The 14,312-nt window shown below is 66.0% G+C and carries 18 protein-coding genes; 9 read left to right on the plus strand and 9 right to left on the minus strand.

Annotated elements, in window-relative coordinates:
• Positions 1-14: 14 nt before the first annotated feature.
• Positions 15-1,028, plus strand: a complete 1,014-nt coding sequence (locus tag FCE95_RS06215) for an SRPBCC family protein (RefSeq protein WP_137266068.1) — start codon at positions 15-17, stop codon at positions 1,026-1,028.
• Between the two features lie 105 nt (positions 1,029-1,133).
• On the opposite strand, the gene FCE95_RS06220 is transcribed toward FCE95_RS06215, so the two are convergent.
• Positions 1,134-1,484: a VOC family protein gene (locus FCE95_RS06220; protein ID WP_137266069.1), complete on the minus strand. Its 351-nt coding sequence runs from the start codon at positions 1,482-1,484 to the stop codon at positions 1,134-1,136.
• A 22-nt stretch (positions 1,485-1,506) separates the two neighbouring features.
• A complete protein-coding gene (locus FCE95_RS06225; protein ID WP_137266070.1) occupies positions 1,507-2,373 on the minus strand; it encodes a helix-turn-helix transcriptional regulator in 867 nt (288 codons plus the stop codon).
• A 234-nt stretch (positions 2,374-2,607) separates the two neighbouring features.
• Between FCE95_RS06225 and msrB the strand changes: the two genes are divergently transcribed.
• Both msrB and msrA read left to right on the plus strand, forming a co-directional pair.
• Positions 2,608-3,198: a peptide-methionine (R)-S-oxide reductase MsrB gene (msrB, locus tag FCE95_RS06230; protein ID WP_137266071.1), complete on the plus strand. Its 591-nt coding sequence runs from the start codon at positions 2,608-2,610 to the stop codon at positions 3,196-3,198.
• Between the two features lie 22 nt (positions 3,199-3,220).
• On the plus strand, positions 3,221-3,928 hold the full coding sequence (gene msrA, locus FCE95_RS06235; RefSeq protein ID WP_137266072.1) for a peptide-methionine (S)-S-oxide reductase MsrA: 708 nt from the start codon (positions 3,221-3,223) through the stop codon (positions 3,926-3,928).
• Between the two features lie 20 nt (positions 3,929-3,948).
• Here msrA and FCE95_RS06240 read toward each other — a convergent pair whose 3' ends face one another.
• The 5 genes from FCE95_RS06240 to FCE95_RS06260 form a co-directional block, all read right to left on the minus strand.
• Complete coding sequence (locus FCE95_RS06240) at positions 3,949-4,533, minus strand: hypothetical protein (RefSeq protein WP_137266073.1); 585 nt, start codon at positions 4,531-4,533, stop codon at positions 3,949-3,951.
• Positions 4,534-4,551: 18 nt separating this feature from the next.
• Positions 4,552-6,354, minus strand: a complete 1,803-nt coding sequence (locus FCE95_RS06245; protein WP_137266074.1) for a DEAD/DEAH box helicase — start codon at positions 6,352-6,354, stop codon at positions 4,552-4,554.
• Positions 6,355-6,518: 164 nt separating this feature from the next.
• Complete coding sequence (locus FCE95_RS17050) at positions 6,519-6,848, minus strand: DUF3325 domain-containing protein (RefSeq protein ID WP_189644648.1); 330 nt, start codon at positions 6,846-6,848, stop codon at positions 6,519-6,521.
• Positions 6,845-8,377 carry a PepSY-associated TM helix domain-containing protein gene (locus FCE95_RS06255; RefSeq protein WP_137266076.1) on the minus strand — a complete coding sequence of 511 codons (1,533 nt, stop codon included), beginning with the start codon at positions 8,375-8,377 and terminating at the stop codon, positions 6,845-6,847. The genes FCE95_RS17050 and FCE95_RS06255 overlap by 4 nt, the downstream gene beginning before the upstream one ends.
• Positions 8,374-8,703 carry a DUF3649 domain-containing protein gene (locus FCE95_RS06260; RefSeq protein WP_223266795.1) on the minus strand — a complete coding sequence of 110 codons (330 nt, stop codon included), beginning with the start codon at positions 8,701-8,703 and terminating at the stop codon, positions 8,374-8,376. Before FCE95_RS06260 ends, FCE95_RS06255 begins: the two co-directional genes overlap by 4 nt.
• Positions 8,704-8,907: 204 nt before the next feature.
• Between FCE95_RS06260 and FCE95_RS06265 the strand changes: the two genes are divergently transcribed.
• Positions 8,908-9,399, plus strand: coding sequence for an RNA polymerase sigma factor (locus FCE95_RS06265; protein WP_137266077.1), 492 nt, complete (start codon positions 8,908-8,910; stop codon positions 9,397-9,399).
• Between the two features lie 13 nt (positions 9,400-9,412).
• Positions 9,413-10,087, plus strand: coding sequence for a hypothetical protein (locus tag FCE95_RS06270; protein ID WP_137266078.1), 675 nt, complete (start codon positions 9,413-9,415; stop codon positions 10,085-10,087).
• Between the two features lie 88 nt (positions 10,088-10,175).
• Here FCE95_RS06270 and FCE95_RS06275 read toward each other — a convergent pair whose 3' ends face one another.
• On the minus strand, positions 10,176-10,727 hold the full coding sequence (locus FCE95_RS06275) for a DUF4019 domain-containing protein (protein WP_137266079.1): 552 nt from the start codon (positions 10,725-10,727) through the stop codon (positions 10,176-10,178).
• 142 nt (positions 10,728-10,869) lie between these two features.
• On the opposite strand from FCE95_RS06275, the gene FCE95_RS06280 reads away from it, so the two are divergent.
• The 4 genes from FCE95_RS06280 to arsC all read left to right on the plus strand — a co-directional run bounded on the left by FCE95_RS06280 (position 10,870) and on the right by arsC (position 12,608).
• Positions 10,870-11,091, plus strand: a complete 222-nt coding sequence (locus FCE95_RS06280) for an RNA-binding S4 domain-containing protein (RefSeq protein ID WP_137266080.1) — start codon at positions 10,870-10,872, stop codon at positions 11,089-11,091.
• Positions 11,092-11,158: 67 nt separating this feature from the next.
• The gene (locus tag FCE95_RS06285; protein WP_137266081.1) at positions 11,159-11,494 is read left to right on the plus strand and encodes an ArsR/SmtB family transcription factor; all 336 of its coding nucleotides are present in this window, start codon (positions 11,159-11,161) and stop codon (positions 11,492-11,494) included.
• A gap of 5 nt (positions 11,495-11,499) precedes the next feature.
• Entirely contained in the window at positions 11,500-12,171 is a 672-nt protein-coding gene (locus FCE95_RS06290; protein WP_137266082.1) for an aquaporin, read from the plus strand.
• Complete coding sequence (gene arsC, locus FCE95_RS06295; RefSeq protein ID WP_137266083.1) at positions 12,168-12,608, plus strand: arsenate reductase (glutaredoxin); 441 nt, start codon at positions 12,168-12,170, stop codon at positions 12,606-12,608. The genes FCE95_RS06290 and arsC overlap by 4 nt, the downstream gene beginning before the upstream one ends.
• Positions 12,609-12,665: 57 nt before the next feature.
• Here the strand turns inward: arsC and FCE95_RS06300 are convergent, their stop codons facing one another.
• A complete protein-coding gene (locus tag FCE95_RS06300) occupies positions 12,666-14,102 on the minus strand; it encodes a hypothetical protein (protein WP_137266084.1) in 1,437 nt (478 codons plus the stop codon).
• Positions 14,103-14,312 lie beyond the last annotated feature (210 nt).

Here is a 14,312-nt window from a genome sequence, read left to right on the forward strand (position 1 = left end):
AGGAACCCGAATCGATGGACCGCCCGCCTTCCGGACCGAACGCCCCGACACCCGCCGATCCGCGCTGGATCCCGTTCAACATGGCCTGGCCGATCCTCGCCGGCGTGTTGGCGGGCCTGGCGATCCGGCTGACCTTCATGGGAAAACCGGGCCACGCCTTCGCGCCGATGATGGGCGCTTTCATCTATCTGTCGCCGATCCTGGTCGGTGCGGTGACGGTATACGTCGCCGAACGGCATTCGCGCCGCGGCGCGTGGTTTTATTTCTGGGGGCCGTTCCTGGCCAACGTGCTGTACGTGTTGGGCGCGCTGGCGATCAATATTGAAGGTTGGATCTGCGCGATCCTGATCGTGCCGCTGTTCGCCACGCTGGGCGGCATCGGCGGACTGGTGATGGGCCTGATCTGCCGGGTGACGAACTGGCCCAAACAGGCGACCTACAGCATCGTCGCCCTGCCCTTACTGCTGGGCGCTTTCGAACACCGCATGCCGCTGCCCGAACGCATCGCCGACGTGGAGCGCAGCGTGACGATCCAAGCGCCGGCGGCCGAAGTGTGGGACAGGATCCATCGCGCCGACGGGATCCGGCCGGACGAAGTGCGAAACGCCTGGATGTACCGCATCGGCGTGCCGCTGCCGCATGCCGGCATCACCGAAAGCACGCCGCAGGGCCGCGTGCGTCGGATCACGATGGGCAAAGGCATCCACTTCGACCAATGGGTCGCCGATTGGCGTCCCGAACGTTACGTGCGCTTCGAATACCGTTTCGCCGACGATTCGTTCCCGCCGCGCGCGCTGGACGATCACGTCCGCATCGGCGGTCTGTATTTCGATTTGGTCGACACCTCGTACGCGCTGACGCCGCGAGGCGAAACCACCGAGCTGAAAGTGCGGATGCGCTACCGCGTCAGCACCCAATTCAACTGGTACGCCGAACCGATCGCGCGTTGGCTGATCGGCGATTTCGAAGAGAACATCCTCGGCTTCTACCGCCATCGCGCCGAAAGCGGGCGGATGGCAACCATGTAGAGTCGAGCCTGCTCGACTGCTCTTGCTCCAAACGAAGCACATCGATGCGCGAAAAGCAGTCGAGTAAGCTCGACTCTACACAAGCCAAGGAGAAAGGCTTGACCGCTATTCCATGAACACCGCTTCGACGTTGTTGCCGTCGGGGTCGAGCAAGAACGCGGCGTAATAGTTGGGGCTGTAATCGGCACGCAGGCCCGGCTTGCCGTTGTCCTGGCCGCCGGCCTTCAGTCCGGCCTGGTGGAAGCGGTCGACCGCCTTCCGATCCGCGGCGCGGAAAGCCAAGTGAGTGCTGCCTTTGGCGCGGGCACCGCCGTAAAGCCAGAGTCCCGGCTCGCCGGGCGGACCGAAACCGGTGCCCGAGCTGTCGATCTCGTGGCCCAGCGGCGCGAGCGTCGCTTTGTAGAAACGGACGCTGGCGTCCAAGTCCTTCACTTTCAAACCGATATGGTCGTACATAAGGGCCTCCTGGATGGAAGGCTCATGCTCGCGCGGGAGCGGCCAGCCGTTCTTGGAAAATCTTGCGGTCGCCCTTCGCCGCCTGGCGGAAACGCCGCGGCGAGGCGCCCGCAGCGCGGTGGAAGGTGCGGACGAAGTTGGACAGGTCGGCGAAACCGGCCTCGAAGGCCACGTCGGTGATCGCGCGGCCGTCGTCGGCCAGCAGTTTCGCCGCCCGGCGCAATCTGGCGCGCACCAGGTATTGGTGCGGCGTGACGCCGGTGACGTCGGCGAACAAGCGCAGGAAATGGAACGGACTCAGGCCGGCGACGGCGGCGGCGCTTTCCAGATCGATGTCCTGCGCGCAATGCGCGTCCAGCCACATCGCCGCTTCGACCGCGCGCTTGCGGTCGCGCGAGCGCGTCTGCGCCGAGCGCGAACGCCAGCGTTCGCGCTTCTCGCCCGAAGCCGAATCGACGAACCGCGCCGCGAACGCCAACGCCACCTCGTCCAGGCCGATGTCGCTGTCGCCGTCGGCGACGCTTTGCGCCAATTCGCCCCAAACCATCAGCTCGGGCAACGGCGGCATGCAGCCCAGTCGCCAGATCGCGCTGCGATCGCCCAACGTTTCGACCAGCGCCGGCTTGAAATGGAAGGACAGGCATTCGTCGCCGCAGAGATGATGCTCGTGCGTGCACATGAATTCGTCGCCCGGATGCCCGATCAGCACCGCCCCGGCCACCAGCTCGTGCTCGCGGCCGCGGGCGCGCAGGCCGAAACTGCCCTGCCGAACGTAGGACACCGAATGGCTGCCGTGCAGTTCCACATAGGGCCGATCCTGCGGACCGGCGCGGCAGCGGTAGTCGAGCACCGCCAGCGCATCGTTGCGGAATAGAGTCTTCAGGGCCATACGCGGCAGCGTACACCCATTGCATTCGCGGGCGCAGGCCCAAAATCCCCCCGAAACCGGACTCGGCCGGAGCGAAATGAATCGCGGCTGAGGGCGGGGCCAAGCTTGGCGCCGGCGCGCACCGATTGGCCCCTTCCATGCCTCTCAGGAGTAGCCATCGGCGACTCGGAACCGCATCCTTCGGCTGCGGTCTTACGTATCTGAGGAACCTCGAACCCGCAACTGGAGCGTTCCATGCATCGGCCTTCCCCGTTCTCGTTCACCCGCCGCGGTTTCGTCACCGCTTCGACGCTGGCCACCGCCGGCTTCATCTTCGGCTGCGGCAAGCAAAGCCCCGCGGTGGCGGCATCGTCCGCCGCCAAGGCGCCCAGCGGGCCGGTGACGCTGGTCGAATTCTCCGACGACGGCAAGCGGCTGCGCACGGCGACGCTACCCAAGGTGGTGAAGACCGAAGCTGAGTGGCGCAAGCAACTGTCGCCGGATGCGTTCGTCGTCGCGCGCCGGGAAGGCACCGAACGCGCCTTCACCGGCGCGCTGCTGAACGTGCACGACAAAGGCGTGTTCCGCTGCATCTGCTGCGATACCGCGCTGTTCGATTCGGCGACGAAATTCGATTCGGGCACCGGCTGGCCCAGTTTCTGGCAGCCGATCGCGCGCGAGAACGTGCGCGAACACGAAGACCGTTCCTACGGCATGGTCCGCACCGCGGTGTCCTGCACGCGCTGCGACGCGCATCTGGGCCACGTCTTCGACGACGGCCCCCGCCCCACCGGCTTGCGCTATTGCATGAATTCGGTGGCGATGAAGTTCGCCAAGGCCGCTTGATCCTTCTTTCCGGAGTCGCGCTATGAACGTTCCCGTCTCTTCCCTGCTCCGCGCCGCGCTGACCGCCGCGCTCGCCGCGGGCCTGCTGGCTTGCAATGTCGGCGTCGCCAGCAGCAAACCTGCGGCTTTGCCCGATCCGAAAACCGATGCGCCGCTGGCCCCGGCCAAAGGCAGCGCGACGGCGGTGTTCGCCGGCGGTTGTTTCTGGGGCGTGGAAGCCGTGTTCGAACACGTCAAAGGCGTGAAGCAGGTGACGTCGGGCTATTCCGGCGGCGACAAGGACGAAGCCAGCTATTACGAAGTGGGTTCGGGCAGCACCGGCCACGCCGAATCGGTGAAAGTGGTCTACGACCCCTCGCAGATCAGCTACGGCCAATTGCTGAAAGTGTTCTTCTCCGTGGCGCACGATCCGACCCAGCTCAACCGCCAAGGCCCGGATCGCGGCCCCCAGTACCGCTCGGCGATCTTTTACGGCAACGCCGACCAGCAGCGCGTGGCCAAGGCCTATATCGCCCAGTTGGATGCGGCCAAGGCTTTTGCTGCGCCCATCGTCACCCAACTCGCGCCGCTGAAGGCCTTCTATCCGGCCGAGGCCTATCACCAGGACTACGCGCGGCTGCATCCGAACGATCCCTACATCGTCTACAACGATGCGCCGAAGGTCGTGGCGCTGAAGCAGTTCTTGCCGGGGTTGTACCGGGACGAAGCGATCGCGGTGAGCGTGCGCTAAGCGCTTTACGTTCGTCGGATTTAGGGTTTTTCGGCCGGCGCTTGCTTGCGGCTGTCGAAAATCACTTCGTTCATCCGCCCGCGCGGCGCGCTGTCTATGGCGTCGCGCGCGTCGCAGCCGGGATCGGGCGCGAACGCGTACCAGTGGAAATGGGTGCGCTGCACCAGTTTGCGCGCGACTTTGCCGGTGGCGGTTTCCACCATGATCGCTTCCAGGCGGCCGTCGGTCGAAGCCAGCGCGTGCCAGCTCATCGCCGGATCGCGCAAGCCGGCTTTCGCGGCATCGGTGTAGTTCGTCTGGATCATCGCATCGTCGAGCTGCGCGACGACGTCGCGCCCGTTCATCAGGTTGGTGAAGCGCGCATCGGCGAATTCTTCGACCTTCCATTTCCCGTCGGCATCCGCTTCGCCCCAACCGACCCGCAATGGACTGCCGCGGCGTAGCGCATCGATCAAGGCTTGGCGGCTGCCGCCGGCGTCTTTGCCTTGCGGATCGCTGCTGAACACGTGCCGCCAAGCGGATGGGCCGCATTCGCGGACCTTTTCCGCTGCGCTGACGGGCGACGCGAACAAGGCCAGCACCGCCAATCCCGCCAACGTTTTCATCGGAAGTCCTCGGCAGGGTCAGCGTTTCGGCTTGAAATTGCGCGGTTTGGCCGCGGCGGGGCCTTTGCGGTGCGCCGCCTTCGGCGGACGCGGCTTGCCATGCGGCGGCAGCGACGGCCCATCGTCGGGATCGCCGAGCCGCCGCAACCGCAACGCCTGGCCGGCCACGCGCACCTTCTTCAGATGCATCAGCAGATCGCGCGGCATGCCTTCGGGCAGATCGAGCACGGAATGGTCGTCGTGGATGTCGATCCGGCCGATGTATTTGGCTTCCAGGTCGGCTTCGTTCGCGATCGCGCCGACGATGTTGCCCGGCTTGACGCCGTGCGCGTGGCCGACTTCGATCCGGTAGGTCTCCATGCCCGGTTCCGGCGCGCCGCGCGGCGGTTTTTCGCTGCGCGGCCGCGGCGCGCGTTCTTCGCGAACCGGCCGTTCGTTGCGCACTGGCCGATCGTTTCGCTGCGGACGTTCGGCCTCGCGGGTTTCGCGCGCGCGTTCGGGCGCGAGCAGCAGCGGCGTCTTGCCCTGCAGCAGCTTCGCCAGCGCGGCGGCGACTTCCACGGCGGGCACGTCGCGTTCGTTCTCGTAGCGCTGCACCAAATCGCGGTACAGATCGAGATCGCCGGCTTCCAGCGTATCGGTGATGCGGCCGAGGAATTTCGCGACGCGCTGGTCGTTCACCGCTTCGACGCTGGGCAGCTGCATCTCCTGGATCGGCTGCCGCGTGGCGCGCTCGATCGCGCGCAGCATGCCTTTCTCGCGCGGCGTGACGAACAGGATCGCTTCGCCGCTGCGGCCGGCGCGGCCGGTACGGCCGATGCGATGGACGTAGCTTTCGGTGTCGTACGGGATGTCGTAGTTCAGCACGTGGCTGATCCGTTCCACGTCCAGGCCGCGCGCGGCTACGTCGGTGGCGACCAGCACGTCGAGCTTGCCTTCCTTGAGCTGCTGGATGGTGCGTTCGCGCTGCGCCTGTTGGATGTCGCCGTTGATCGCCGCCGCGGCCAGGCCGCGCGCCTGCAGTTTTTCCGCCAATTCTTCGGTGCCGGACTTGGTGCGCGCGAACACGATCATGGCGTCGAACGGCTCGGCTTCCAGGATCCGGGTCAGCGCATCCAGCTTGTGCAGGCCGCTGACGAACCAATAGCGCTGGCGGATATTGGTGGCGGTGGTCGTCTTCGCGGCGATGGTGACTTCGACCGGATCGCGCAGATAAGTCTGGGCGATGCGCCGGATCTGGGTCGGCATCGTCGCCGAGAACAATGCCACCCGGCGCGATTCCGGCGTGCTTTTCAACACCGTTTCGACGTCGTCGATGAAGCCCATCCGCAGCATCTCGTCGGCTTCGTCCAGCACCAGCCATTCCAACTGCGACAAATCGAGCGAGCCGCGCTGCAGATGGTCGATCACCCGCCCCGGCGTGCCGACCACGACGTGCACGCCGCGCCGCAGTGCGGCCAATTGCGGGCCGTAGCTCTGGCCGCCGTAGATCGGCAGCACGTGAAAACCGGGGATGCGCGCCGCGTAGCGCTGGAAGGCTTCGGCGACCTGGATCGCGAGTTCGCGGGTGGGCGCCAGCACCAGGCACTGCGGCTTGGTCCGGGACAGATCCAGTCGCGACAGGATCGGCAGCGCGAAGGCCGCGGTCTTGCCGGTGCCGGTCTGCGCCTGGCCGAGCACGTCGCGGCCTTCCAGCAGGGCGGGAATGGTCGCGGCCTGGATCGGCGACGGCGATTCGTAGCCGACCTCGGTCACGGCCGCCATGATGGGATCGGCGAGGCCCAGATCGGCGAAACGCAGCGGGATGGGATCGGTGGGCATCGCGGGATCGGCCTTCGAAACCGATATTGTGCGCCCAATCGCCGTTTTTTGCCGTGCATGCGCTTTTTTGTAGGAGCGGCTTCAGCCGCGAGCTTTTTCCTTCAGGTCGCCGCGACGTGCGGAAAGAGCTCGCGGCTGAAGCCGCGCCTACATAAGCAAAAGCCTCAAAAAGCCAGCAAAACCAGCCCGGGCAGCGGCGCCAACCAACCCAGCCAACGCGCGCGCTGCGGATCGGCGTTGCGGCACAGCACCCAGACCACCGCACCGACGCACAGCAGCACGGCCCACATCACCGGGCCGAATTCCCAGCCCATGGCCGCGGTGCAGACCGCGAACGAAGCGATCAACGCCAGCCATCCTCCCGCGCGATGCGCGCATCGCCGCATCTGGCCCGCTGCGCGGCCGAACGCTTCCTGATGATGGCGCGGCATCGCATGCGATAGCGCGGCCCATCCGGACACCGTCAAGCCCGCAGCGAACAGCCAGGCGTTCATGCCGGCTCTCCGGCCGCGATGCCATCGGCTTTCGTTTTCGAACGCGCATCCGCCGCGCGCCACCCAAGCCAGGCGAAGCCGGCGCCCAAAGCCAACAGAGTCAGATCGACCATCGCCATTCGCCAATCGCCGTCCGCCAGCGTGCGCGGCAATGCGCCCCGCTCCGCCAGAAACATCGATGCGAAAGGCAAACCGACCATCAGCGCGGACGTCGCCGCGAACAAATCGCGCCATGGCTTGCCGCGCCGCAGCCGCGCGATCGCCCAAATCGCGGCGAGCGTCCAAACGATGCAGAACGTGCGGATCTCCCAATCGCCGCGTCCGGCTACATCCGCGGGCAGCCAACGATTGGCCCATAGCATCGAAACCGCCGCGAACGGCAGGCCCGCGACCACGCCGACGTTCAAGGCGCGCACCAGCCCGTAACCGGACAACGCCCCCGCCGCGGCCACCTGCTTGGCCCGCTTCTCCACCCATACCTGCATGCCGCAAGCGAGCATCGCGCAACCGCTCAGACCCAACGCGAAATACAGCCAGCGGAAAGCCATTCCGCCGAACTGCACCATGTGCAGGCCGCCGAGGAAATGGTAGGTGTGGTAGGCCGCGCCGGGCGGCGGGCTATCGCCCAGCGATGCGCCGGTGACGCCGTCGTAGTAAGCGGTGCGCCAGTTCCAGGCGACGTGACGGCTGTGATCCAAGCCGACGCCGACCATGGTGGAAGCATCGGCGGGATGCTCGACGCTCACCAGCCAAGGATCGGCGCGCAATCGGCGGCGCGCGTCTTCGATCATCGGCCACAGCGGCGCGCGCGACGGCGGCGGCCGATGCATTTCTTCGCGATGCGGGGACGGCGCGACTTCCTGGTAGAACTTCTCCGCATCGCCGCCGTAACCGGTTTGCAGCCCGGCCAGCATGTAGGAAGCGACGAAAATGGCCACGCCGGTGTAGGCGATCATCAGATGGAACGGCAATCCGAGCACGCCGGACAGATTGTGGCCGTCCAGCCAGGCGCGCTGGCCGCCGGCGCGGAAGCGGAACAGGAAGAAATCCTTGAAGATCCGCTTGTGGACGACGACGCCGGTGACGATCGCGATCAGCATCATCATCCCCGCCAGCCCGACCAGGTACATGCCGATGGTCCCGGCGTGCAGGTTGTAGTGCAGCGTGAAGAAGAATTCGCCGCCGACGGTGTCCTGCAAGCGCGCGCCGGTCGCGGCGTCGTAGGCATGGACTTCGTAGCGGCCGTCGTCGTGGTAGGCGCCGCCTTTCAGCGCCGGAAAGCGCTGCGTCGGCAGATAGACGTACCACGCGTGCGCATCACCGTGTTCTTTCTGCAGCGCGTCGAGCACCCGTTCCACCGCCGGCCGCGCCGGCGCCTGCGCGGCCATGCTGGGGCGCATCCAGCGGTCGAGTTCGGTATCGAAGCAAGCGATGGTGCCGCCGACGAAGATCACGAACAGCAGCCAACCGACGATCAATCCGGCCCAAGTGTGCAACCAGGCCATGCTTTGCGAAAAACTGTTCTTCACGGCCGCATCGCCTCGGCGGCGAACATCAGCGCCGGCGCATACAGCGCAGCGCCGATCAGCAGCAACATCCACCAGGCGTGCCAAGCGCTGCGCGCGGCGAACGCGTACATCGCCGCTACGGTCCAAACCGCGAAGCACAACAAGCTGGCCGTGGTGACCCGGTTGGCGCGCGACATCGGCAACGCCCAAGTAAGGAAAGCGGTGCTGCCCCAGGCCACCCAATAGCCGGCGAACAGCGCAGCCAGCGTACGTACGACGGCGACCCACGGAGATACGCCGCGACGCTTGCGCTGGGCGGGACGAGCGGAGAGAGGGATAGCGGGCACGGCAGTCCGGGTCGAGTGAACGCGAGGCCACTGGAGTGGCGAGTCGGCTGGCGTTGACCGCGGGCTGGGTGGAATCTTATCGAGAGCGGTTCTCGTTGGCAAACCGCGCGGATGTGTGTGACAAATGCCCTCGCCCTGCGAATCACCCTTCCGAACGAGCACAATCGCTCAGGAACGCGCAGGACGATGGGACACGCAGCGGCCATGTCAGCGGATACGAAAGAGAGCTTCGGCACCTTGCTGGAGCGGCATCGGGGCATCGTGCTCAAGGTGGCCCGCACTTATGCCTACGATGCCGACGACCGCGCCGATCTGGCGCAAGAGATCGCCGCGCAATTGTGGCGTGCCTATCCGCGCTACGATCCGGAGCGGACGTTCTCGACCTGGATGTACCGCATCGCGCTGAATGTGGCGATCTCCTTCGTCCGCAACGACGGCCGTCGCGACCGCCAAGCGGTGCCGCTGGACGAAGAACTGCACGACCTGGCCGGCGACGGCGTCGACCACGAAAAGGAACAACAACTCCGCGCCCTGCGCCGCTTCATATCGCAACTGCCCCCGCTCGATCGCGCCTTGATGCTGCTTTACCTGGAAGACCGCAGCGGCCGCGAAATCGCCGAAGTGCTCGGCATCAGCGAAAGCAACGTCACCACCAAGATCGGGCGGCTGAAACAGCGCATCCGCAACGAGATCTGACCGGAAAACCCGCATGGAAACCACTATGGAACTCGATGAACTCAAATCCGTCTGGCAAGCGCTCGACAAGCGCCTGTCCCGTCACGACGACATCCACCTGGCGCTGTTCAAGGAAATCAGGCTGGAAAAGGCGCGCAAGAGCTTGCGTGGGCTGTTCTGGGGCCAGTGGCTGCAACTCCTGCTCGGCGTCGGTCTGATCGCGCTGGGCGTGGCCTGCTGGACTCGAAATACCGACGTACTCGGCTTGCTCGCGACCGGCATACTGGTGCATGCGTTCGGCGTCGTCACCGCGGTCGCCGCTGGCATCACCCTAGGACTGATCGGCAGCATCGACTATTCCGCGCCGGTGCTGAAGATCCAAAAGCGCATGGGCGTGCTGATGCGCTTCTACACCCTCAACGCCAATGTCTGCGGCGCGCCGTGGTGGATCATGTGGGTATTGGTGGTCGTGGCCTTTTCCGGGCTCGGCCGAATGGATCCGCAAGCGGCCACGCCGGTTTGGATCTGGATCAGCCTCGCCATCGGCGCGGTCGGCCTGCTGGCGACCTGGGCGTTCATGTGGAAGCAGCGGCGGTCGTCGACGTCGGAACCGGCCGCGAGCGACGCCGTCTGCGCCGCGGACGGCGCCGACGGCATACGCCGCAGCCAACGCATCCTCGACGAAGTCGCGCGGTTCGCGCGCGAGTGACCGGCGAAGATCAAGGGCGGTCGAGCAGGCTCGACCCCTAAAAAAAGAGCCGGCGATGCCGGCTCTTTTTCGTCGTAGACGCGACCGATCAGCGCAGGCTGTAACCCGACACGCGCCAGGTCTTGTCGTCGTCCAGATGGAACGACACCAGCTCGCGCACCGGTTGCGGCGCTTTGGCGAACTTGGTCGGGAAGTTGACGTTGATGTACAGGCCGGCCGGCACCTGCCCGCCCGCGGCGAACTGCGAACGGCTGACGACGGCCTTGCCGCGCGCGGCCGGCGCGCCGAGGCGGTTGCGGTCGATGGTCACTTGCTTGATGAAGTCGTCCTTGGTGACCAAACGCTTCATGGTCGGCGACGCGCCGTCCCATACCTCGCCGACGCGATTGCCGTCGACCAGGGCGATCACTTGCTGCGCGCCGCGGGTCATATCGGCGTCTTGCTTGGCCAGCGCCGCGCGCTGCTCGGGCGTCAATTGCGGCGCTTGCTGCGCGGCCGGTCGCGGAGCGCCCGGCGCTTGCGCGGCGGGACGCGCGGCCGGTGCAGCCGGCGCGCGTGCCGGCTGCGATTGCTGGGCCACGGCACTGGCGCTGGCGCAGGCCAGCAGGACGGCAGACAGGAACAGATTCCGGTTGTTCATCTTCGTATACCTTCGGCTGGATATGCGCGGACCGGCAGTCTACGACAAAAGCCGGGGCCGCCAACCCCGCAGGCCATGGCCTGCCCGCCTTGCGTCCCCGCCTCGCGGCTGCGACCCTTTCTCGGTACGCCCGGGAGCGCCGATGCCGCAAATCGATTTCGTCTTGGACCGCGAGTTCGTCGAACTCAACCAGCTGTTGAAACTGGTCGGCCTGTGCGACAGCGGCGGCGCCGGCAAGGCCCTGGTCGCCAGCGGCGCGGTGTCGGTGGATGGCACGGTCGAATGGCGCAAGACCTGCAAGATCAGGGTCGGGCAGCGCGTGACCGTGGGCGACGCCGTGATCGAAGTTGTCGCCGCGGATTGATCGGGCACAACCGTTCGCATCGATGCTCCCCCTTGAAATTGTTCTATAATTCCGGAAATATGGAATTATGAAAACGCCGCAAGCTCTTTCCGCATTGCGCGCACTGGGGCAGCCGCACCGGTTGGCCGCATTCCGTGCTTTGGTGGTAGCCGGTCCCGAAGGCCTGTCGGTCGGTGAACTTCGCGATCGCGTCGATCTGGCGCCGGCCACGCTGACCGCCCATTTGAACTCGCTTCGCAGCGCCGGATTGGTGGCCGACACCCGCGAGGGAAGAGTGATCCGGGTACGCGCGGAATACGATCAGATGAACGCCCTGCTCGGCTTCCTGACCGAAAATTGCTGCGGCGGGGAATCCTGCGCGCCCAGAAAAAAAATTCCCCGTACCGCATCGAAGGCGCGTTGAAGACGATGGCCACAGCATCGCGCCTTGCAGGCGAATTCGTCGCCACGGCGATATTGCTCGCAGCCGTGATCGGCTCCGGCATCATGGCCGAGAGGCTCGCCGGCGGGAATGCCGGCATCGCGCTGCTGGCCAACACGCTCGCCACGATTGGCGCGCTATACGTTCTGATCGAAATTTTCGCGCCGGTCAGCGGCGCGCATATGAATCCTGCCGTCAGCGCGGTCATGGCATTGCGCGGCGATCTGGCTTGGAAGATCCTCCCGGCCTACATCCTGGCCCAGCTCTTGGGGGCCGCTTGCGGCGCATGGCTGGCGCACGCGATGTTCGACCTGCCGATCCTGCAGTGGTCGGCGAAGCTGCGCAGCGGGCCCGGCCAATGGCTGGCCGAAGCCGTGGCGACCGCCGGATTGATCCTGGTCGTATTGCGTGCCCCCGCGTCGCGCGCCGCGGCCATGGTCGCGGCCTACATCGGCGCGGCTTATTGGTTCACCGCCTCGACCTCCTTCGCCAATCCGGCCGCCGCGTTCGGGCGCATGCTCAGCGACAGCTTCGCCGGCATCGCGCCGGCGAGCGTGCCGGGCTTCGTGCTGGCGCAATTGGCCGGGGCCGCCCTCGGCCTGGGATTGCACGCGCTGCTGGGCGAGACTTCTTCCAAAACCGCGAAAGAAATCGCATGAATACGACCCACGATCCGCGCTTCGTCATCTACCACAACCCCGATTGCGGCACCTCGCGCAATACGCTCGGGCTGATCCGCAACAGCGGCGTAGAGCCGCAGGTGATCGAATATCTGAAGACGCCGCCGGACCGCGCGACGCTGGTGCGATTGATCGAAGCCATGCGCATCCCGGTGCGCGAGGCCGTGCGCGAGAAAGGCACGCCCTATGCGGAATTGGGGTTGGGCGATCCGTCGTTGTCGGACGAAGCCCTGATCGACGCGATGCTCGCGCATCCGATCCTGATCCAACGGCCGATCGTGGTCACGCCGTTGGGCGCGAAGCTTTGCAGGCCCTCGGAAGCGGTGCTGGACCTGCTGCCCTCGCCGCAGCTCGGACCCTTCGTCAAAGAGGACGGCGAAGTCGTGATCGACGCGGCCGGGCGCCGCGTGATCTGATCCACGTTCCGGCGCGATCGGCGCAGCGGCCGATCGCTTGCCGGTTCCCGGCGTCGATCACTCTTGTTCCGGATCGCGGGTGACTTCGAACTGCTTCACGTCGCGCACGCTCAACTCCGACGCGCGCGCGGCGGCCACCAATGCCGTCGGCGGCGGATGGTTCTCGTCCCAGGTGCAGGGATTGAATGTCTGCCCGCCCGTCGCGGTCGGCAAGGCTCTGGCCACCGTAGCGGACAACTGCAAGGAATAGTCCGCGGCGGTGAGCGTCACGCCCGGCGAGGCGGTATTGCACGTCTGCCCCGACGGTTGGAACCGGCCGAACGCGACGGTTCCCTTCAAATTGCGCAGCCATTTTTCGCGGAACGGCGGCTGATTGCAGGCGCCGGTGGGCAGCATCGGCGCGACCGACGGCGCTTGCGCGGTGCTATGGCAGCTCATGCACGCCGATGCGGGGTTGTCGACGGGTCCGTTCAAGCGGCCGTCGACGCCCAGATGCGCCAACGCATAGGCCGGCGCGGCGGTGTTGATCCACGATTGCTCGATCGGCAGGCCGTTCGGATCGTTGCCCCACATCAGCCCCACCGGCTTCATCTTGCGCCAAGGCGAGCCGCCGGACGCCGAAGCGTCGTAGGCGTAAGTGGCGAAATACCAGCCGGTGGCGCCGGCGCGCTGGTCCTTCACCGCAATGTCGATCTGCATCAGCCGCACCGACACCTTGGGCCCGCCCGGATTGGGCAGGACGTCCAGCTTCAACGAACCCGCCAACAAATCCTGCGGAAAATCCGAAGGCTTGGCCGCGCTGTACAGCAGCTTGAAAACGAAACTGCCTTCGCTGAACTTCATCCCGCTGAGCTTAGGTTCGTCGACGCCGGGCGTGCCGGTTTTCCACAACTGCTGGAACACGCGGCCGCCGCGCGCGTCGTAGTAAGCGACCGCATAATTCTGGAATGCGGCGGTGTTGCCGCCGAGTTCGCCCACGCGCACCGTGCGCTCCAAAGTCATGCCGTACGCCGCTTCGCGCGTACCTGGCGAATTGGTCGGGCCGTAGAACATGCGCGGCGCGGGATACCACGCCTGATTGCGCTGCGCGGCCGCTATGCTGCCGCCGGCGGGATCGCGATAATTCGAATCGGCAGTGAGCTGCGGCGTCAGGCTTTTGACGATCTTGCTCGAGAACGCGTAATTGCGCAGCGCCAACGCGTATTTCAGCTTCTGCTCCGGCTTGCGCGGATCGAAAGCCTGCCAAGGGCGCGATCCGCTCGGCACGCCGGTCGCCGCCTGTTCCAGCAGTGGCGGCTGGAACCAGGGGCCGTCGTAGGAAGACGGGATCGTGTCCTTGGGCACGATGAAGTCGGCGAACTTGCCGCGGCATTGCGCGACGTAATTGCCGGTGGCGCTGGGCCGCCCGCTGCTGGTGACCGACAAACAACGCGCGCCGGGTGCGCAACCGGTGGCGGGAGGCAGCAAGGCCGCACTGGTTTCTGTGCGATCCATCGCGGTTTCCGCGGATGCGGTTTCGGTTGCGGGAGATTCCGCAGTCGTTGCGCGAGGCGGCGAATCGCTGCTGCAACCCAATACCGCCAAGGGCGCCAACCACACCGCTGCGAACCGCAAATAACGCTTTTTCATGGGTCCTTCCCCTCGATCGATCCCCTGTACGCGCTGCAAGCGGGCCGAAGCCGCAACGCGACGCGCTAAACCGTC

Source organism: Luteimonas gilva (assembly GCF_005239095.1).
GTDB classification, from domain to species: Bacteria; Pseudomonadota; Gammaproteobacteria; order Xanthomonadales; family Xanthomonadaceae; genus Luteimonas_C; species Luteimonas_C gilva.